20 protein-coding genes are annotated in these 19607 nt (G+C 61.3%); 14 read left to right on the top strand and 6 right to left on the bottom strand.

All coding sequences use genetic code 11. The annotated features are described in order from the left end of the window. The first annotated feature begins 27 nt into the window (after window positions 1-27). Both J4D99_RS02750 and J4D99_RS02745 read left to right on the top strand, forming a co-directional pair. Window positions 28-984 (top strand): succinylglutamate desuccinylase/aspartoacylase family protein, encoded by a 957-nt coding sequence (locus J4D99_RS02750; RefSeq protein WP_208130179.1) that lies wholly within the window; start codon window positions 28-30, stop codon window positions 982-984. Window positions 985-1093: 109 nt separating this feature from the next. Further along, window positions 1094-1786 carry an OmpH/Skp family outer membrane protein gene (locus tag J4D99_RS02745; RefSeq protein WP_208130178.1) on the top strand — a complete coding sequence of 231 codons (693 nt, stop codon included), beginning with the start codon at window positions 1094-1096 and terminating at the stop codon, window positions 1784-1786. Window positions 1787-1948: 162 nt separating this feature from the next. On the opposite strand, the gene J4D99_RS02740 is transcribed toward J4D99_RS02745, so the two are convergent. From J4D99_RS02740 to J4D99_RS02730, 3 genes are all read right to left on the bottom strand, one after another. Continuing rightward, window positions 1949-2950: a zinc-binding dehydrogenase gene (locus tag J4D99_RS02740; RefSeq protein ID WP_208130177.1), complete on the bottom strand. Its 1002-nt coding sequence runs from the start codon at window positions 2948-2950 to the stop codon at window positions 1949-1951. A gap of 92 nt (window positions 2951-3042) precedes the next feature. Continuing rightward, window positions 3043-3882: a rhomboid family intramembrane serine protease gene (locus J4D99_RS02735; RefSeq protein WP_208130176.1), complete on the bottom strand. Its 840-nt coding sequence runs from the start codon at window positions 3880-3882 to the stop codon at window positions 3043-3045. A gap of 115 nt (window positions 3883-3997) precedes the next feature. Next, window positions 3998-4837, bottom strand: a complete 840-nt coding sequence (locus tag J4D99_RS02730) for a hypothetical protein (protein ID WP_208130175.1) — start codon at window positions 4835-4837, stop codon at window positions 3998-4000. 125 nt (window positions 4838-4962) lie between these two features. On the opposite strand from J4D99_RS02730, the gene J4D99_RS02725 reads away from it, so the two are divergent. The 6 genes from J4D99_RS02725 (at window position 4963) to J4D99_RS02700 (ending at window position 10519) form a co-directional block, all read left to right on the top strand. Beyond that, window positions 4963-5274: a hypothetical protein gene (locus J4D99_RS02725; RefSeq protein ID WP_208130174.1), complete on the top strand. Its 312-nt coding sequence runs from the start codon at window positions 4963-4965 to the stop codon at window positions 5272-5274. Window positions 5275-5397: 123 nt separating this feature from the next. Further along, the gene (locus tag J4D99_RS02720; protein ID WP_208130173.1) at window positions 5398-5697 is read left to right on the top strand and encodes a hypothetical protein; all 300 of its coding nucleotides are present in this window, start codon (window positions 5398-5400) and stop codon (window positions 5695-5697) included. 171 nt (window positions 5698-5868) lie between these two features. Next, on the top strand, window positions 5869-7623 hold the full coding sequence (locus J4D99_RS02715) for a glycoside hydrolase family 10-like protein (RefSeq protein ID WP_309509592.1): 1755 nt from the start codon (window positions 5869-5871) through the stop codon (window positions 7621-7623). 83 nt (window positions 7624-7706) lie between these two features. Further along, window positions 7707-8846, top strand: coding sequence for an acyltransferase family protein (locus J4D99_RS02710; protein WP_208130172.1), 1140 nt, complete (start codon window positions 7707-7709; stop codon window positions 8844-8846). A gap of 147 nt (window positions 8847-8993) precedes the next feature. Then, window positions 8994-9794 carry a pyrroline-5-carboxylate reductase gene (gene proC / locus J4D99_RS02705; protein ID WP_208130171.1) on the top strand — a complete coding sequence of 267 codons (801 nt, stop codon included), beginning with the start codon at window positions 8994-8996 and terminating at the stop codon, window positions 9792-9794. Window positions 9795-9874: 80 nt separating this feature from the next. Continuing rightward, complete coding sequence (locus J4D99_RS02700) at window positions 9875-10519, top strand: NAD-dependent epimerase/dehydratase family protein (RefSeq protein ID WP_208130170.1); 645 nt, start codon at window positions 9875-9877, stop codon at window positions 10517-10519. A gap of 84 nt (window positions 10520-10603) precedes the next feature. On the opposite strand, the gene J4D99_RS02695 is transcribed toward J4D99_RS02700, so the two are convergent. After that, on the bottom strand, window positions 10604-10900 hold the full coding sequence (locus J4D99_RS02695; protein WP_208130169.1) for a hypothetical protein: 297 nt from the start codon (window positions 10898-10900) through the stop codon (window positions 10604-10606). A gap of 97 nt (window positions 10901-10997) precedes the next feature. Next, window positions 10998-11273: a hypothetical protein gene (locus tag J4D99_RS02690; protein WP_208130168.1), complete on the bottom strand. Its 276-nt coding sequence runs from the start codon at window positions 11271-11273 to the stop codon at window positions 10998-11000. A gap of 286 nt (window positions 11274-11559) precedes the next feature. Between J4D99_RS02690 and J4D99_RS02685 the strand changes: the two genes are divergently transcribed. Next, window positions 11560-11829 (top strand): hypothetical protein, encoded by a 270-nt coding sequence (locus J4D99_RS02685; protein ID WP_208130167.1) that lies wholly within the window; start codon window positions 11560-11562, stop codon window positions 11827-11829. Window positions 11830-11894: 65 nt separating this feature from the next. Here J4D99_RS02685 and J4D99_RS02680 read toward each other — a convergent pair whose 3' ends face one another. Beyond that, a complete protein-coding gene (locus tag J4D99_RS02680) occupies window positions 11895-13304 on the bottom strand; it encodes an FAD/NAD(P)-binding protein (RefSeq protein WP_208130166.1) in 1410 nt (469 codons plus the stop codon). Window positions 13305-13395: 91 nt separating this feature from the next. Here J4D99_RS02680 and tsaB point away from each other — a divergent pair, with 91 nt between their 5' ends. The 5 genes from tsaB (at window position 13396) to J4D99_RS02655 (ending at window position 18731) form a co-directional block, all read left to right on the top strand. After that, window positions 13396-14094, top strand: coding sequence for a tRNA (adenosine(37)-N6)-threonylcarbamoyltransferase complex dimerization subunit type 1 TsaB (gene tsaB, locus J4D99_RS02675; protein WP_208130165.1), 699 nt, complete (start codon window positions 13396-13398; stop codon window positions 14092-14094). A gap of 11 nt (window positions 14095-14105) precedes the next feature. Beyond that, window positions 14106-14639 carry a DUF2480 family protein gene (locus J4D99_RS02670; RefSeq protein ID WP_208130164.1) on the top strand — a complete coding sequence of 178 codons (534 nt, stop codon included), beginning with the start codon at window positions 14106-14108 and terminating at the stop codon, window positions 14637-14639. 41 nt (window positions 14640-14680) lie between these two features. Next, a complete protein-coding gene (locus tag J4D99_RS02665) occupies window positions 14681-16033 on the top strand; it encodes an APC family permease (protein WP_208130163.1) in 1353 nt (450 codons plus the stop codon). Between the two features lie 81 nt (window positions 16034-16114). Then, complete coding sequence (locus J4D99_RS02660) at window positions 16115-17371, top strand: hypothetical protein (RefSeq protein WP_208130162.1); 1257 nt, start codon at window positions 16115-16117, stop codon at window positions 17369-17371. A 226-nt stretch (window positions 17372-17597) separates the two neighbouring features. Further along, window positions 17598-18731 carry a serine hydrolase gene (locus J4D99_RS02655; RefSeq protein WP_208130161.1) on the top strand — a complete coding sequence of 378 codons (1134 nt, stop codon included), beginning with the start codon at window positions 17598-17600 and terminating at the stop codon, window positions 18729-18731. Window positions 18732-19607: the final 876 nt, after the last annotated feature.

Genomic DNA, 19607 nt, shown 5'->3' with positions numbered 1-19607 from the left:
GGCTTCCGGCCGGGCTAGCCTCTGGCAATGGCAACTGACAACTATTTGGCCTTGAATGGCCTGCGTATTCGGCCCGGCGAGCGCGTGCTCACGCGGCTGGTTATTTCGCGCCTGCCTTCGGGCACGGTTATCGACGTGCCGGTGCACGTTATCCGGGCGCAGCAACCTGGCCCGGTATTGCTGCTGATGGCTGGTATGCACGGCGACGAGGTAAACGGCATCGAAACCATTCGGCGGCTTATCCGGCGCGATTTATTACAGCCCACGCGCGGCACTGTCATTGCCATTCCCATTCTCAATATCTACGGCTTTCTCAATTTCAGCCGCGAGGTGCCCGATGGCAAGGATGTGAACCGCTCATTTCCGGGACACCCACGCGGCTCGCTGGCCAGCCGGGTAGCCCACCGCTTCATGCGCGAAATCATGCCCCTGGTGGACTATGGCATTGATTTTCATACCGGCGGCAAGGCCCGCGCCAACCACCCGCAGCTGCGCTGCGTGCTGGGCGAGGAGGTAGGTATTGATGCCTTGGCGGCAGCCTTCGCGGCGCCTTTTACGCTGCACGCACGGTTGCGCACGGGCTCGCTGCGCGCCACAGCCCACGCGCTGGGCAAGCCCATTATCGTGTACGAAACCGGCGAAAGCCTGCGCTTCGACGAGGGCGGCATTGAGGAAGCCATTGCGGGCACACTGCGGGTGTTGCACCACCTGGGCATGGGTCCTGAAGGGCCGCTGCCGGCCCGGCCCAATATTGTGTGCCACCGCCACCGCTGGATGCGGGCGCGCTACGCCGGCCTGTTTCGGGCGCACGTGGCGCTCGGCGATTTTGTGGAAGAAGGCCAGATATACGGCTCCATCGCCGACCCCTACGGCGAACAGTCGGTGCGCCTCGAAGCCACGGCCAGCGGCTACGTCATTGGCCTCAACTACATGCCGGTGGTAAACCAGGGCGACGCCCTGCTGCACCTAGCTATGCCGGCTTAAAGCAGTGAGTAGGCAAGTGAATAGCTACTAATGAGCAGGGAGCAGCTAAGGAAAATTGTTCCTCGCTCCCTATTAACTGTTCACGGTTCTTGCTTCTACCTTTGCTACCATGAAGAATCCTGCCCAACTAGCTTTTAATGCCGTGCTGCTGATTGCAGTGGCCGTGCTCTACTTTCTGCATTTCAACCAGCGCCCGGCCGCCGCGCCGGCTGTGGCCCCGGTAGCCGCTACCGAAGAGGCCGCCCCCGCCGCTGCCGATACTACCGCTAGCCCCGCTGCCGAGGCCGCCCCGGCCGAAGAGGCTCCCGCAGTAGCCGCCGCGCCCGCCGGCCCGGCACCGGCCGCCGGCGCCATTGTGTACGTCGAGTCGTCGAAGCTGCTCGATGGCTACCAGGGCATGAAAGACGCCCGCCGCTCGTTCGAAGTGAAGGCTAAGGGCTGGGAGCGCCAAAACCAAGCCCTGGTAACCAGCTTTCGCACGGCGGTAGAGCAGTATCAGAAAACCGCCGCTGGCCTCACCCCCGAGCAGCGCGCCGCCGCCGAGCAGCAGCTGCAGCAAAAGCAGCAGCAAGGCGCCGCCGAGCAGCAGAAGATTCAGCAGCAGGCCCAGGAGGCCGAAGCCAAGCTCACCCAAACCGTGCTGGGCAGCGTGAATAAAAAAGTAGAAGCCTATGGCAAAGCACACGGCTACAAGATGATACTCATCGCGGCGCCCAGCGGCACCATCGCCTATGGTGAAAAAGGCCTCGACGTGACGGCGCCCGTGCTAGCCTACCTCAATAGCGAGTACCGGAAGAAGTAGCCACGGGCGGCAAGCCCGTTGGGCCACGGTCGCTAAAACGGCTGTCATGCTGAGCCCCGCAAAGCATCTTATCACGCTAGAACAAGTCGTTCGAACCTGATAAGATGCTTCGCGGGGCTCAGCATGACAGCCGTTTTTTACATTAACGCAAAAAGAATAGGGCTAGCAAGTAAGCACCACCTTGCCGAGCTGCTGGCCGGCTTCGAGGTAGCGCAGGGCGGCCTCGCCATCGGCTAGGGGGAATGTTTTGTCTACTATCGGCACCAGCTGGTGCTCATTCACAAAAGCCAACATAGCATCAAAATCGCGCTCCGAGCCCATGCTGGAGCCCAGGATGCTAAGCTGCTTCCAAAATACCTTGGCCGGCGCCAGCTGCGGAATAGTGCCCAGCGTGGCCCCGTAGAATACGATGCGGCCACCCGGCGCGGCCATATCGAGCAGGGCGCCAAAAGCGTCGCCGCCTGCGCTGTCGATAATCACGTCGAAGCCGCCCGAGTTTTGCGTAAGGGTGCGGCTCCAGCTAGCTTGCTTATAGTTGACGCCGCCCCGCAGGCCTAGCGGCAGAGCCAGAGCCCGGCCCAGCTTGTCATCGTCGCCCGAGGTGACCCATACTTCAGCCCCGGCCGCGGCGCAAAGCTGCGCAGCCACTTGGGCCACGCCTCCGCCCACACCGGTTACGAGCACGCGCTCGCCGGGCTGCACCTGCGCCCGCACAAAGGCCGCACGGTAGGCCGTGAGGCCCGCCAGGGGCAGTGCGGCCGCTTGCTCCCAGCTTAGGTGTGCGGGGCGCGGGCGCACGTAGCGGGCCGCCACGGTGGTGTATTCGGCAAATGTGCCGGGGTCGGGCATGCCCAGCACCCGAAAGCTGCGGCCTTGTGTGCGCTCCTTGTCGCCCCACTCTACGCCGGGATAAATAATGACCGGCGCGCCCACGGCCCAGCCTTCAACACCCGTCCCCAGGGCTGCAATCTCGCCCGCGCCATCGGCCCCGAGCGTGCAGGGCAGCTTGATGCCGGCATACTGGCCCTTCTGAATCCAGACATCGCGGTGGTTGAGGGCCGCCGCGCGCAGCTTTATCAATACTTCCTCGCCGCCAGGCTGGGGCGTGGGAATGTCGCGAGCCACGGCGGGCTGCTGAATAGCGTCTTGCTGAAGAGCGAGCATAAAGTCAGGATGCAGTGGGCAATGAACGAAGACTCAGCCTGGGCGGGCAGGTTGACTCTAAACGGAAAAAACGCAAAAGTGACAATCCGGCGCTAGCTCCGTTGCATGGATAATTGAATGGGCACCGCCACCAGCAGCCCCATCAGCAACCCGCCCAGGTGGGCAATGTTATCGATATTGCCGGTGAGCCCCGAAACTAGATTGCTGAGCACCAGGTATAAAACCAGGCCCAGCATACCGCGCCGGTCCCATTTGTCGAGCACTATCTTTTTGCTGAGCAGCAACATTAATAGTAGGCCATACAGCCCGAAAATAGCTCCGCTAGCCCCCGTCGAGTTGATGCCGCCGCTATGGTACCACAGCGTGGCCGCCGAGGCGGCCACCCCGCTGGCCAGGTAGGCCGCCAGCAGGCGCGCGCCGCCGGTGCGGGCTTCGAGCAGCACACCCAGCAGCCAGAGGCTGGCCATGTTGAGGAGCAGATGCGCCACGCCACCGTGCACAAACAGGCTCGTGACCAGCCGCCAGGGCTGGCCCGGCCACGTGAGGCCCGTTACGTTGGAGCCCCAGCGGGCCAACTCGTGGCCGGTGGGCGCCGTGGCCGACACACCGCTCCAGGTCATGGCCAGCCACACCAGCAGGTTGAGGTCGATGAGCACGGGCACGGCCCAGCACTGCCGCGTGGGCCAAAACAGGCCGCGCAGCACCGGCAGCAGCACTTGGGCCCAGGTTTCGTCGGGTTCGGCGGGGGCCTCGGGCGTGGGCGGTGGGGCTAGCGGTGCCTCGGGCACCAGGCCACGGCGCTGCAGCTCGGCCACAGCGGCGGCCCCCACGGCGGGCGGGTAGCGGCTGGCGTGGCGGGCCAGGTAAAGCAGCTCGGCATCGGGGCGCTGGGCAAAGTGCGCGGCGGCCGCCTCGGGGGTGGAAACATCCATGGTGCTTGCTTAACCACCGGGCGGGGCGCTAGGGTTTCGTGCGGCCGGGTAGGGTAGCGCAGGCCGTTCGGCCTGCGAATAGGAAGCGGTGCCACCAGCCGACCGAAAATCCGCGCTACAGTTTTATCTCCAGCACAGTGGCCTTGTAGGGCTTGCCCGTCACGGGCGACACCTTGCGCAGGCCGGCGAGCCAGTCTTGCACGTCGGCTTCGCGGGAAACCATTTCCTTATCGGTTAAGAATTTGTGGCCATCCAGCAGGCCGGGAAAATTGGCCAGAATGTGCTGCTGGCTGCTGGCAGTGCTAGCCATACGCTCAAGCTGGTCCTTCATGTTGGGCCCGAATTTATAGCTGTACACTACGGCCTTGTTCCAGTCGCGCCAGGTTTGGCGCACTACCAAGGTTTGCTCGTCAAACATAGGCCCCGCCTGCCCGGCGTGAGCCTGAGAGGTCAGAAATTCGGTTTGGGTTTCGGCGTTCCAGAAGCGGCGGCACAGCCCCCGAAACTGGCGTAGTTCCTGCGCTTTCTGCTTTTCGGCTTCAGGAACGCGTGCTACTTGCTCTTGCACAATCTTGTCCACGTCGAATGCCGGAATAGGCCGCGCTGCCACGCTTTCGAGCTTCAGCGAGTCGGGCGAGAGGTGGCCCGGCTGACTGGCGGCCAGGGGTTGTGCGGCCGGCCGGCTTGCCCAGAACATGGCCCCGCCGGCTCCCACAAAGCCCAGCAGCGCCGCCGCGATGAGCAGCGGCCGCCGGCTAGGGCCCGGCTCAGCCTCGTCGGTATAGTCAAGCACGGCCTCGGGCTCGCTGGAGGGCGGGGTGGGGCCTAGCCCGCGGCGGCGCAGCTCTTGCCGGGCCGCCGCCACAAGGTCGGCGTGGTAGTAGCCGGGGTTATCGACAAAAAACTGGAGCTCAGCGTCGGTTTTAGCGCGCAGCACATCGGTAGCAGTAGCCATAGCTAGGGGCAGAAGAGCAGCTGGTTGGGCTTGAAGACGGTAAGATGGGAATAAATCTTCAGATACCCAAGATTAACCACCCGCGCCGGGCTGCGTACACAAGGCATACCCTTTTCCACGCACGCATGTCTACCACCCGCCCCGAAAAAGACCAGGCTACCCAGCCCGTCCAGTCGGACGATTACCAGCCGCTGGGCCGCCAGGAAGCCCCCACCAACCCCGATGCCCTCTACGGCGGCAATGCCGACGACAACTCGGGCAGCGGCGGCAACGCCCGCCCCAGCGCCACTGCTCAGGATAAGAAAGCCGCTGCGCTCGAAACCGACGCCGACGGCAATGCCCAAACCGACGAAGAAAACGATGGCGGTATCAGCGGCCCCGGCGTAAGCAGCGGCACGGGCGTGAGTGGCGGCAGCATCGGCCAGGTAAATTTATAATAGTTAATTAGTTAATGATTAACGGGCAAGGTCTGTTTGGGTGCGTTTAGAACGTGTGCCAGGGCAGACAAAAACCGCCATTCATTAACCACTGACCATTAGTCAATTAATCAGTAAATAAACATGGTAACTCCCAACCCCGCCCCCGATTCCGGCCGCCCGTCGGAGATTGAAGAAGGCAAGACCCCTAGCACGGCTGGCCCCCTCACCAACCCCGATGCCGACCCGGACCCCAATGCCAGCGGCAACCCCGAAACCGTGACCCAGCAAGACCTGGCCAGCAGCGATGGCGCCGGCATCAGGGGCGACTACGGCGACGCCGAGCAAACCAACGGCCTCGAAGGCGGCGAGCAGTCGGCCACCGACGCTGGCCCCGACCGCGCTGACAGCAACCCCACCAACGCTCCGCAAGAGCGCGTATAAATAAGCTCACTGCCCCGAATTTAAGCCCGTTTTGCGCTGCAAAACGGGCTTTTTGCCTGCTGGCCTCGTGCCAAGCGCGCCGGGCGCCCGTACTTTGTATCTGTGTTGAGTCTTTGGTTTTCCTGCCCCCGCCGCGTTTTTTGCTATCTCCTTTGCCTGCTGCCGCTTGCCGTGCGTGCGCAGGTACCACCCACCCTCGGGGCCATTGCCGGTGAGGAGGACCTGCGGCCCGCGCCGCCCAAGCGCGAGCTGCGCGGCTTCTGGGTGGCCACGGTGGCCAATATCGACTGGCCCAGCCAGCGCGGCGCGGCCCCCGAGCATTACCGCCGCGACTACCGCCGCCTGCTCGATGCGGGCCAGCGCGCCGGCCTCAATGCCGTGTTTGTGCAAATCAGGCCCGCCTCCGATGCGTTCTATAAGTCTGATTTAGAGCCGTGGAGCAAGTACCTAACCGGCCGCCAGGGCAAGCCACCCGGCGAGGGCGACGACCCGCTGCCCTTCCTCATCGCCGAGGCGCACCGCCACAATATGGAGTTTCATGCCTGGTTCAATCCCTACCGGGCCACCATGGACACCGTGACGCGGTCGCTAGCCCCGCTGCACCCCTACAAGCGCCACCCCGACTGGTTTATCAAGTATGCGGGCCAGTACCTCTATAACCCCGGCCTGCCCGATGTGCGCAACCACATCAAGCGCGTGATAATGGACGTGGTGCGGCGCTATGATATTGATGGCGTGCATTTTGACGACTACTTCTACCCGTACCCCGAGCCGGGCCAGGTGTTTCATGATGAACAGGCCTTTCAAAGCCAGAATCCTGACAACCTGGGGCTAGCCGACTGGCGCCGCCAAAATGTAAACACGCTTATCCACGACCTGCACGACAGCATTCGTACGGCCAAGCGCTGGGTGAAATTTGGCATCTCGCCCTTCGGCGTGTGGATGAATAAGAGCGCCGACCCGCTAGGGTCTGACACCCGCGCCGGCCAGCCCAGCTACTCCAACCTCTACGCCGACTCACGCCTGTGGCTCAAGGAAGGCTGGGTCGATTACATCCTGCCGCAGCTCTACTGGAGCACCAAGTTTCGGCTCGTGCCCTACGCCACGCTGTTGGAGTGGTGGACGCGCAACCACTTCAACCGCCACCTCTACATCGGGCACGGCACCTACCGCATGCTCGAAAGCACCCGCTCGGACACTGCCTGGCGCAACCCACGCGAGCTGCCCCGCCAGGTGCGCCTCAACCGCGATTACCCCGCCGACGTGCAGGGAAGCGTGTTTTTCTCGGCTAAGTCGGTAGCCAACAATCCTCTGCACACTACCGATTCGCTGCGCGAGGATGCCTACCGCGCCCCGGCCCTGGTGCCCGTGATGCCCTGGCTCGACAGCCTTGCCCCGCGCCCGGTGCGCGAAATGGTGCTCCGGCGCAAGGGCAGTACGGCTACCCTTACCTGGCAGCCCGACCCCACGCCGGCTGCTGATGGTGACTTGGCCGCCTATTACGTGCTCTACCGCTTCGAGCGCGGCCAGGTGATGGGCCCCAACGACCCACGCCGCATCCTCACCGTGCAGCGGCCTACGCTGCTGGCCCAGCCCGGCACCTTTGCCGATACCACAGCCCTGCCGGGCGTAGCCTACGCCTACTACCTCACCGCCGTCGACCGTTTGCACAACGAGAGCGTACCGGTGCGCATCTTCTCCGAAGGCAAGTTTGAGGTAGAAGTGCTGGCCGCTGCGCCGCCCGCCAATGCGCCGGCTCCGGCGGTAGCCGCCCGCCCGGCGCCCCGGCCGCAGCCGCCAGTGGCCACCGCGCCGCGGTCCGAGCCCCGCCCGGCCCCTAGCGTAAGCGAAGCGCCTGCAAAAGTGAAAGTCAAGGAAAAGCCCCGACGGCGCGGCTTCTTCGCGCGGCTCTTTGGGCTGAAGTAGGTGAGCTTGCCTCCTAAAGGTGCCCGGTTGTTTTTTCGGAAGCAGCCGGGCACCTTTGCGTTTACACCCTTCTATTTCTCGCAATGCGCCCCGCCGCTTCTACTGCTCCCACCCGCCTGGTTTCGCTCGATGTTTTTCGGGGGCTCACCGTCATGCTGATGACGATAGTGAACAACCCCGGCGACTGGGGCCACATCTACCCGCCCCTCGAGCACGCCGAATGGAACGGCTGCACGCCCACCGACCTGGTGTTTCCGTTTTTCCTGTTCATAGTAGGGGTGAGCCTAGCCTACGCCCTGGCCGGCGCCAAGCGCGACCACGCCCCGCTAGGGCCGGTACTGGGCCGGGTGGCGCGGCGGGCGGCCATTTTATTTGGGCTAGGGGTGCTTACCTCCCTCTACCCGCACTTCGATTTTAGTACAGTGCGCATTATGGGGGTACTGCAACGCATTGCCCTGGTGTACTTTGGGTGCAGCCTTATTTATCTGATAAGCGGGTGGCGCACGCAGGTTGTCCTTTTGGTAGTCTTCTTGATTAGCTACGCTGCGCTTATGCAGCTCGTGCCCGTGCCCGGCTTCGGCCCGGCCAACCTAGAACCCACTACCAACCTCGGCGCCTGGCTCGACCGCACCGTGCTCACCGAGCCTCACCTCTGGAAAACGTCCCGTACCTGGGACCCCGAAGGCCTACTCGGCACGTTGCCCGCCCTGGGCACCGGCCTGCTAGGCCTGCTGGCCGGCCAATGGCTGCGCTGGCCGGGCCCGTCGCGCCTGAGCAAGCCAGTAGGGCTAGCGTTGGCCGGTGGCCTAGCCGTAGTGCTTGGCTTGGTCTGGAACAACTGGTTTCCTATCAACAAAGCGCTCTGGACGAGCTCCTACGTGCTCTTCGTGGGCGGGCTTGCGCTGGAGCTGCTAGCCCTGCTTTATTGGCTCTGCGATGTGCGCGGCTACCGGCGCGGGCTAGGGCCGGTACTGGCCTTCGGAGTTAATGCTATTGCTGTGTTTTTTGGCTCGGCTATCCTGTCGCGCACATTGGGGCTGCTGCGGCTCACCGGCCCCGATGGTAAGCCGGCGGGGGGGCAGCAATGGCTCTACGAGTGGGGCATCAAACCATTTTTTAGCGACCCGCGCAATGCGTCGCTGGCCGGGGCGGTAGTATGTTTGCTCATCTGGCTGGTCGTGCTTAGCTGGCTGCGCCGTCGCAATTGGGTTTGGAAAGTGTGAAATTACTAATTGGCAACAAAGTTGCATTTTGTTCAAAGAGAGTTTTGCATCTAAGTTGCATAGTGTGTAAGCTGTTGTTTTCTAATAAGCTTGAGTTGAAAGGCGCTCGCGGCTAAGCATGGCGGCAAGATGCGCAGGCTACTTCTTATGAAAATTCTTATCATTGGCGGCGGCAATATGGGCCTGACGTATGCCCGCAGTTTTATGCGCGCCCACGTCACCTCGCGCCTCGACTTGCGCCTGCTAGCCCGCTCGGCCGAGCGCGTGCCGACACTGGCTGCGCACGAAATCGGTACCGTATGGGCTCGCCCCGAAGACTGCGTGCCGGGCGCCGACATTATCATTCTGGCCGTGAAGCCGCAGGACTCGTCTGCGCTTTTTGAGCGCCTGCGGGGGCTAGTGCAGCCGCAGCAGGTCATACTTAGCATTATGGCGGGCGTGCGCATTGCCACGCTGCGCGAAGCGCTGGGCACACCCAAAATCATTCGGGCCATGCCCAACCTGCCGGCCCAGATTGGCATGGGTATGACGGCCTTCACGAGCACCGATGAGGTGACCCGCGCCGAGCTGGTGCAGGTGCAAAACCTGCTCTCGACCACCGGCAAAACGGTGTATGTGGAGCAGGAAAGCGCCATCGACGCCAGCACGGCCATCTCGGGCAGCGGCCCAGCCTACGTGTATTATTGCATGGAGGCCCTAATGGCGGCGGCCGCCCAAATGGGCTTTGCGCCCGCCGAGGCCGAGCTACTGGTGAGCCAGACCTTCCGGGGCGCTGTGGAGCTGTATAGTCAGGCCGGCCTTAGCTGCCAGGACTGGATAGCCCGCGTGGCCTCGAAGGGTGGCACCACCGAGGCTGCCATGCAGGCATTTGGCGGCGGGGCTGTGCGTGAGGGCCTTATGGCCGGTGCCGAAGCTGCTAGGGCCCGCGCCGAAGAGTTAGGCAAATAAGCGAAGCTGAACACCCGCCCAATGCTTGCGTAAGCAGAAGCCAAGGCCGGCAGCCGCTCGCCAGCTCGTAGCCCTCACCTATGAAAAAAACCGCTTTACTCGCTGGTGCTACCGGGCTCGTTGGTAGCGCATTATTACCCCTGTTATTAGCCTCCGACCGCTACGCTAAAGTGATAGTAGTGGGTCGCCACCCCGTAGCAATGGAGCACCCCAAGCTAGTGCAGGTAGTGACGGAGCTCGACCAGCTGGAGCACGAGCGCCTGCGGCTTATTGCCGATGATGTATACTGCTGCCTCGGTACCACTATCCGCCAGGCCGGCTCGCAAGAAGCCTTCTATAAAGTTGATTTTCTGTACGTAGTGCGGCTGGCGGCCCTTACTGCGGCCAATTTTGCAGCACAGTTTCTAGTGGTGTCGGCGCTAGGGGCCGATGTCAACTCGCGTTTCTACTACAGCCGCGTGAAAGGCGAGATGGAGGACGCCGTGCGCCAAACGCCTTTCCGGGCTATTCATATTTTCCGACCCTCGCTGCTGCTCGGTGAGCGTGCCAAGCCCCGGCTGGGCGAGCGCCTTGGGGCGATGGTACTAGCCCTGGCACGCCCGCTGCTGCGCGGCGGCTGGCGCAAGTACCGGCCCGTAACGGCTGCTACAGTGGCCCAGGCCATGCTGCGCGCCGCCGACGACGATGGCGGTGGGATACGCGTCCATAGCTCCGAAATATTATAAGACACGCCGCTACTAACAGCCTACGAAAAAGCCCCGGCAGCCGCTAGGTGCCGGGGCTTTCAAGTTAAACTAAGTTAGTAGCTGCTACCAGCGACGGCCGTAGCCGTAGCCACGGCCCCAACCCCGGCCGTAGTACGGGCGCGGAGCATAGTATACGGGGCGGGGCGCATAGTAAATTGGCCGGGGCGCGTAGTACACGGGCGGTGCCGGGGCGTAGTAGACGGGGGGCGGGGGGGCCACTACCACCGGCGCTACGGGCGGATAATAGCCGCGGCCGTAATAGGGCCGGCCCACCTGAGCGCTGATGACAACCTGGGCCGAAGCCGTGCCCGCGCCAAGCAGCGCTAGTACTAAGGCGAAAAACAAAGGACGAAGATGCATGGCTAACGTGGTGCCAGAGCACCGGGAAAAGGTTAGGAATTAAAAACGGAAAAAGCCAGGTTAAGTATACGAGCGGGCTAACAGAACGGGCTGCCTGCTAGCGGCCCCGGCGGCCATAGCCCCCACCGTAGCCGCCGTGGCCACCACCGCCGTGCCAGCCGCGGTCGCCGTGCCAACCCCCGCCGTAGCCATAGGGCCGAACTGGCGCCACAATAACCGGTCGCGGGGCATAGTAGCGTGGGCCATAGTAGCCACCGCCGTAAGGATAGGGCGAGCCGTAGTTGACGCCAGCATACACGCCGGGGGCACAGCTGCTCAGGCCCAAGCCCAGGCCCATAATCAAAAGCAAAGACAAAAACAGGTTGCGACGCATGATAAGTCGGGGCCGAAGCTCCCGCGTTAGGTTGTAAACAACAACTGATGATTAGATAACAATCGGGCCGGGTGGTTTAATTTCCTAAGCGAAGACTAGCCGCAAACCACAGGCAGTGCCGGACATTGGGTATGATACCAAAACCTTGCCAAAAAATAGCCCGGTTCGGTGTTGTTAAAATGGTTATTTACATGTTGATTATGAGGTGATTAAAAGTTGATTAAAAGGAATCTATGTACCGGTGGTGCTGTTAGGATAGCAGACAATTATAAGCTTCATCTCACTCATGAAAAACCCTGCTGATTACCTGGCCGAACGAGTATTTGAGGCCCGCCGCCCGCGCCGTGAATTGCAACCCGTAGTAGCCTACGCTGATGCCGTGCAAGCAATTGAGCAAGCTCTGGCCGATGCCGAAAAATATAAGTACCTGCTGATGCGCGCCCTGCGCCGGCACCACGACGAGCAGGCTGCTACGCTGCCACTGGAGGCCGCACCCAGCCCAGCCGAAACGCGGGTGCTGCCGCTTTATCCCGAGGGTTTGCCGCTAGCTGCTTAAGCTACCCGTCTGGTATTGATTGCTTGCGAAAGCGCCCCGCTGGTACCCACCAGTGGGGCGCTTTTTTATTGCTGGGCGGCGCGGTAGCGCTGGGCCAGCGTCGCGGCTAGGGCCGCGGCTTGTTGGCGTAGCTCGGGCACCGCCGTTGACTCGAAATAGGCGGGCCGCCGGCTGGCCCCTAGCGTAAATAAGCCACCCGCGCTGGGCTGCCCGGCGGGGCCTAGCAAGGCGCCATCGGCATCGGTGCTGATGCCTAAGCGCAGCGCATCGGGCACCAGGCAGCCGTCGGCCCGCAGCTGCTGCACCAAGGGCGTAGCCAGGCGGCTATAATCAAGCAGCGGCCCTGCGCAACAAATGACGTGCGGTACGGCTAGCCACTGCCAGGGCCTGCCAGCCTGCGCTATACCCACGCGCAGCAGGTGCTCGGCAGGCACTATCTCCAGCGCGCGGCCCGGCACCGTGTGCAGCTGCGCGCTGGCGGTTAGCTCAGTAAGCAGGGCTCGGTGGCTGGGAGCCATGCGGTGGCGGGCCTGGGCCCAGCGCCCGGCCAGGTGCCGCAAAAACCGCGCTTGCTCGGCCACTGGCCAGCCCGCCCAGATGCGGCCCAGGTCGGGCCGCAGCGTGTCTATAACGGCCCGCCAGTCTATGCCTTGCGCAGCCGCTAGGGCCAGGTGGTGGCGCAAGTGGCGCAGGGTTCCGGCCACGGTGGTTTCGGCGGCCATCTCCGAATAAAAATTGGGGTAAGCAGGGGCACCTGCTGGGCCGTGCACCGCGGGCCAGCTGCCCCGTCGGGCCACTACCTGCACCGGGCCGAGGTGGCCCTGGGCACGCAGGGCCAGCAGCATATCTACCGCCGTGAGGCCTGCCCCGATGAGCAGCACCGGCTCGTGGGCCCCAATGCTAGCTAGCGTGCCGGGTACCCACGGGTCGGCGTGGTAGCCGGGGTGGTGCAGGTAGCGGTGGTCGGGCCCGGTGGGCGGGGGCGGCGGAAAATTACCTAGCGCCAGCACCGTGGCGTGGCTGGCCAGGGTGCGCCCATCGGCTAGCTGCACGGCCCGGCGGCCATCGGGTAGGAGCGGGGCTGCCAGTGCCTCGCTAGGGTAGTGGCTGATGCGCACGCCGTTGGCCGCCGGGTGGGCCAGGGCAGTAGCCAGCTCTTCGGCCAGGTAGCGGCCGTAGGTGGCGCGGGGCGCAAACTCGGGCAGGCCCTGCACGGCCTCAGGCTGTCGGGCTAGCCAGTGCGCGAAGTGGTCGGGCGCATCGGCCCACACGCTCAGGCTGCGCGGGCGCACGTTGAGCAGCAGCTCGGGCCGCTGCGCCGAATAGGCCAAGCCGGGGCCCGGGGTAGCGCGCGGCTCTACCAGGGCCACCTCCATGGGCAGCGGGCCAGGCTGCCGCGCCAGGTGCAGCGCCAGTGCCGTGCCCGCAAAGCCACCGCCGATAATCGTAACCTGATAAGGAGCAGCCGGGGGCATAGCAGGTGGGTTAGCACAAGTCAAACGGACAAACGCGTCGCAAGTTGGTTTGTAATTACCTACTCCTTGGCCGGAACTTGCCGGCTGTATTATGTCCATGCTCCTGCTTTCGCTCGAAACCTCGTCGCCCATCTGCGCCGTAGCCCTGCACCATCTCACCGATGGCCGCCTGCTCGGCCAGTCCGAGTTGCGCCTTGAAAAGTCGCACTCTACTCACCTCACCGTGCTCATCGAGCAGCTCGTGGCCAATGCTGGCTTCGCGCTCGCCGACCTCGGGGCCGTGGCCGTGAGCGATGGCCCTGGCTCTTATACTGGCCTGCGCATCGGGGCTGCCGCGGCCAAGGGCCTGTGCTTTGCCCTCGATATTCCCCTGGTGGCCGTGGGCACACTGCCCGCACTGGCGCACCAGGTGGCCGCCCGCACGCCGCGTGCCGCTACTTATTTGTACGCCCCCATGCTCGATGCCCGGCGCCAGGAAGTATACACCGCACTTTACCGCGCCGATGGCACCGAGGTGCTAGCCCCCACCAACCTCATCCTCGACGCCGATGCGCTGGCCGAACATTTGGCCCAGTCACCACTGTTATGCTTTGGCTCGGGCGCCGTCAAGTTTCAAGCCTTGGTCGGCGACCAGGCCAATGCGCTTTTCCTGGCCGGCGTGCAGCCCTCAGCCATCGCCACCGGCGAGCTGGGCCTAGCGGCATATCACCGCCAGGATTTTCGCGATGTGGCTTATTATGAGCCATTTTACTTAAAAGAGGTATATACTACCACGCCGAAAGGCCACTAGATACAGCAGCTATGGAACCGCTTTTCGTGAACCGGGTGGCCGCCAGCGGCCTCGTGACGCTCAACCTGGAAGACTATATTCACCCCGGCCCGCGGGTGGTGTATGATATCAAGGACAACCTCTTCCACGGCCTCATGCTGCGCGAAAAGGACTTCCGTGAGTTTGTAAAAACCCACGACTGGACGCAGTACGACGGCCAGAACGTAGCCATTATTTGTTCGGCCGATGCCATTGTGCCTACCTGGGCCTATATGCTGCTGGCCAGCAAGCTGCAAGGCCATGCGCACCATTACGTATTCGGCGATTTGGAAGCGCTGGAGCAGTCGCTGTTTGAGGAAGCCATCGCTAGCCTCAACCCGGCCGATTACCAAGACGCTAAGCTGGTTATCAAAGGCTGCGGCGAGAAGCCAGTGCCCACGTTTGCCTATGTGGCCATTATGCAGCGGCTGCTACCGGTGGCGGCGAGCATTATGTATGGCGAGCCGTGCAGCACCGTGCCGCTCTACAAAAAGCCCAAGGCCGCGGCGGCTGTAGCGGAAGGGTAGCGCCGGGCGGGCGCATCTTTGCGGCTGCTAGCCCTCTTTCAATGCCCGACGCTTCGAGTACCTACAAAATAAATTTTCGCACCGGCACCGCCATCGTCATCGCCAGTATGGTGGGCACCGGCGTTTTTACCAGCCTGGGTTTTCAGGTGATGGGTATCCAGAGCGGCTTTGCGCTCCTCATGCTGTGGGCGGTGGGCGGCCTCATTGCCCTGTGCGGCGCCGTGAGCTACGGCGAGCTGGCCGCCGCCATGCCGCGCTCGGGGGGCGAATACCATTACCTGAGTCAGATTTATCATCCGGCGCTGGGCTTTTTGTCGGGCTGGGTGTCGGCTACGGTGGGCTTTGCGGCGCCCACGGCCCTAGCCGCGCTGGCGCTGGCCCGCTACGCCCAAAATGTTTGGCCGGCGCTGGCCGCGCCCTTGGCCGTGGGCACTACGTATACGTGGGGCACGGTGCTGGCCGTGGCGGTAGTGCTGGTGCTAGCCCTGGTGCATGGCCGTAGCACTCGGGCTGGCAGCCGCCTGCAAGTGGTGGTTACGGCATTTAAGGTATTGGTACTAACGTCGTTTATAGGGGCAGGCTTGGTGCTGGGCAAGGCGCAGCCGCTAGCCTTTGTGCCCGATGCGGCGGGCTGGCGCGCCCTGTTCAGCCCCACGTTTGCGGTGTCGCTGGTTTACGTCAGCTATGCTTACTCGGGCTGGAATGCGGCCGTGTACCTCACCGGCGAAATTGAGCAGCCGCAGCGTAACCTCTCGCGCATTTTGCTCACGGGCACCGCCGTTGTGCTGCTGCTTTATGTGGGGCTGAACTATGTGTTTTTGCGCGCCACGCCCCTAGCCGTGCTCAAAGGCCAGCTCGAAGTAGGCTACCTCGCGGCCAGCTGGCTGTTTGGCCCGGTGCTGGGCCGGCTGATGGGGGGTGTTATCGCGGCGCTGCTGGTGTCTACCATCAGCGCCATGATTTTTGCCGGCCCCCGCATTGTCCAGACGATGGGCGAAGACTTGCCGGCGCTAGGCTGGCTGGCTGGCCGCAGCCGGGCGGGTATTCCGGTGCGCGCTATGCTGCTGCAAGTAGCTATCACGCTGGTGTTTATCCTGAAACCTGATTTTCAAGCTGTGTTAGTCTACGCCGGCTTTGTGCTGAATCTGTTCACGTTTCTGACCGTGCTAGGGGTGTTTGTGCTGCGCTGGCGCCAGCCCACATTGCCGCGTCCCTACCGTGCCTGGGGCTACCCGGTCACGCCGTTGCTGTTCCTCGCGCTCAGCGCCTGGACGCTCGTATTTATCATTAAAGACAAGCCTACGGAGTCGCTCTATGGCTTCTATACCGTAGCTAGCGGCTTACTAATTTATTTTGCGGCCCAAAAGCTGCGGCTGAAAGCCCAGCCTCAGTAGTCGCTCCCGCACTCCGTTCATTCCTATTCTTTTGCTGCTACCATGCTTGCCCACTCACGCAGCAAGCAGTCTTTTAAAGTAATGCGCCTTTTCCTGCTGCCGCTACTGCCGGCCTTTGCCCTGCTTACTGCTTGCTCTAGCTCTGATACCGAGCACCAAGCTACCGTTAAAACCGAAACCATGGCCGACACGGCCAATAAGGTAGCCGGTGTGCAGCCTGTTCCTCCCGCCGCCGTAGCCAAGCGTCCTGCCGCGGCCCAGCGCCCAGCCACCGCTTCCCTCGCTCCCGATACCGCCAATGTGCAGAACGTGGCGGCCTACCTGGCCGGCCTGCCACCCCAGGCCGGCACCCCACTCGCCGAGGTGGCTAGCCAGCTCGCCTGGCAGGCATTTGCCAAAGACCAGGATAAAAGCTGGGTCAAGTACCGCACCACTCACACCGACCGTATGAATAAGTGGGCCGCCACAGAGCTCGACTCGGTGCGCCAAGCCACAACTACACTGTTTTATCCATTCAGCGGCCCCGATTTTTTGAATGCGTTCACGCTGTTTCCCACGGCCAGCACCTACGTCATGGTAGGGCTAGAGCCCGTAGGTAGCGTGCCTAGCCTCGCTAATCTGGAAAATCCGGCCATCCTGCCCGCCGTTAAGAAGTCGCTTTGGTCGGTGCTGAATTTCAGTTTTTTCCGCACCAACGACATGGCCATTGACCTCAAGTCGGTGAACCTTGACGGGGCCGTGCCGCTCATTATGCTTTTTGCCGCGCGTACCGGCAACCATGTGCAAGCCATTCGCCCCGTGCAGCTTGATGCTCAAGGACAGCTCCATGAGGTGGCCGACACCACCCGCGCCCCCGGCTCTAAAGCCATTCAGGGTGCCGAGCTAAAGCTACAAGCTGCCGATGGCACCGAGAAGACGGTTTATTACTTCTCGGCTGACCTTAGCGACTGGAAGCTCGGCACCAAAGACGCGCCGCTGAAATATGTACGCGGCCTCGGCCCGCTTACTACTTACGTAAAGTCGGCCACTTACCTCATGCACAAGTCGTATTTTTCTAAAATCCGCAACCTCGTGCTGGAGCGCAGTAATTACCTCTTGCAAGACGATAGTGGCATTGCCATGAAGTATTTCCCAAAGAATGCCTGGCAGTTTACTTACTACGGTACTTATCGGCGCCCTATCAACCTCTTTGCCAAGCAATACCAGCCCGAGCTAACTGCCGCTTACCACGATAGCCTACACCGCGCTCAGCCATTGCCCTTCGGCACCGGCTACAACTGGCGCCAAACCGATAGCAATCTGCTACTTGCCAAGCGCCGCGTGCTTCTCACAAAGTAAAACGAAGTAGGGTAGGGCTAGCACCAGTCCGCTTAGCAGGAAGGCCGTGATAATTAGTGTCACGGCCTTCCTTATTATATACTGTATCAAAATACCTGCTGCTATGAAGTATATCCTGTTTCTGTTAGCGCTCCTGTTGAGTTGGTCTGCCCAGGCGCAAACCAGCTTGCCCTCTGATTCTCATTTTCTTGATAGTCTGCTTCACACTAGCCCCGCGTTGGCCCGTGTGCTCAGTCACCCTGCCACCTACCAGCTTCAGCTCATCTATACCCAGATAGACCGCGACGCCCAAAACGCCCCGCATTTTACCCAGCACACCTACCACCTCAATCCGCGCCAATACTTTAACCCCGCCAGCCTCGTCAAACTACCCGTAGCTCTGCTAGCCCTCGAAAAGCTTCATACCCTGCCTGCTCCTATCAATAGGAGTACTATCATGTCCACCGGCGCCGCCTGGCGCTGTCAAACGCCCGTACCATTTGCTGCCCCCGCCGATTCCGACCGCCAGACCACCGTCGGCAACTATATCAAGCGGATGCTTCTCGTCAGTGACAACCTCGCCTACAACCGGCTCTACGAGTTCCTTGGCCAAAAAACAATCAACGACCGCCTCCGGCAGCTAGGCTACCCTGGCAGCCGCATTGTGCGCCGCTTCGCCCCCTGCGATACCACCGCCAACCGCTACACCAATCCCATCGCCTTTCACACCCCGGCCGGTGATACCCTATATAAGCAGCCCGCCCAAACCAATCCCCGCACGCCCGCACCGCCGCTAGGTCCCGTTTTTGCCGGTCGCGCCTACCAGGTTGGTACCCGCGTCATCCACCGCCCTTATGATTTCACCACTGCCAACAACCTCCCGTTGGCTGATATAACAACCCTACTCCAAACCGCTCTCTTTCCCGACGCTCTCCCCGCTACCCAGCGCCCCCACCTCACACCCGCCGACCATGCCTTCCTTCGCCAGTACCTCCACCTCACGCCCCACGCTGCCCACTTCACTCCCTACGCTACCCCCAAGTACTTCGATGCCTACAAAAAGTACCTCTACTACGGTCGCCGGTCCGAGGCTCAGCCCCAAGCCGGCTTGCGTATCTTCAACATCGTGGGCATGTCGCACGGCTACCTGGCCGATGTCGCCTACTTCGCCGACTCCCTCCACCAGTCCGAATTCCTGCTCAGCGCCGTCCTCTATGTCAATCAGGATGATATTATAAACGACGCCAACTACGAATACGATACCATTGGCGAGCCCTTTCTAGCCCAGCTAGGCCAGCTTTTCTACCAATACGAGTCACGCCGCTCCCGCCGCTATCGTCCCAACCTGTCTCTATTCTTCGAAAAAGACCCGCAGCCCTGAATTTTTTTCGCCAACTCCCGGTTCGCTAACCGCCTGACTGCTACCCCAGCCGGCTATTTCCTGCTACCCGCCCAAACTCGACTGGTACGGAAAAGGTCTGGTGCCCGTTGCCCACCCCCGGTTTTCGAGGTACTTTTGCACTCCCAAATCAAACGGACGAGGGCAGCACAATGGGGCAACCGAAAAAATAAATCGCTACCTAGCTTGCAGATTTCAAAAATTATCAGCGTACCTTTGCACCCCGTTCCAGAAACGGTTCATCGGAAGCGTCGATAGAGAGGTTGAAAAATTAAAAAAAAATTTCGCCTCAGATTTGGAAAATAAAAAAATAAAGCTACCTTTGCACTCCCAAACAGAATAAGCGCTTGAAACATCGCTTAATAGTTCTGTAAATGACAGGTAGTTAGCCTAAATAGTCAGCTTAATCGAGGTTGTCTAGATTTGCAAAAACAAGGCAAGAAAGTTTAAAAATCTCTCTTCTAAGTTTTGAAAATCAAAAAAACTTCTTACCTTTGCAGTACGCTTTAATCGAAAGCTGCTGCGGCAAATCACAGACAAAAATTGTAAAAAAGTTTTTGACTCTGAATCTTGCAAAATAAAAACTTTGTCGTACTTTTGCACTCCCGATTAGAACGGGGCCTGTAAACAACGAGAAATAGGGTTGGATACAATCCACTATGTTGCTTCAATTGGAAGCAACAAACGTTCTTTGAATGACTGGAAAAGACAAATGGTAAGTATACTTACGCAAGTAAGTAGAAACGTAACATTAAAATTGAACTCGTTAATACGAGTCGGATTAGCACTCGACATCAGCCTTACTTGGGTAAGGTGCAGGAATATTTTACAATGGAGAGTTTGATCCTGGCTCAGGAT

The organism is Hymenobacter sp. BT559 (genome assembly GCF_017571525.1).
In the GTDB taxonomy this organism is placed as follows: domain Bacteria; phylum Bacteroidota; class Bacteroidia; order Cytophagales; family Hymenobacteraceae; genus Hymenobacter; species Hymenobacter ginsengisoli.
The sequence above is the reverse complement of the archived record's forward strand: the minus strand, read 5'-3'. Positions and strand labels throughout refer to the sequence as shown.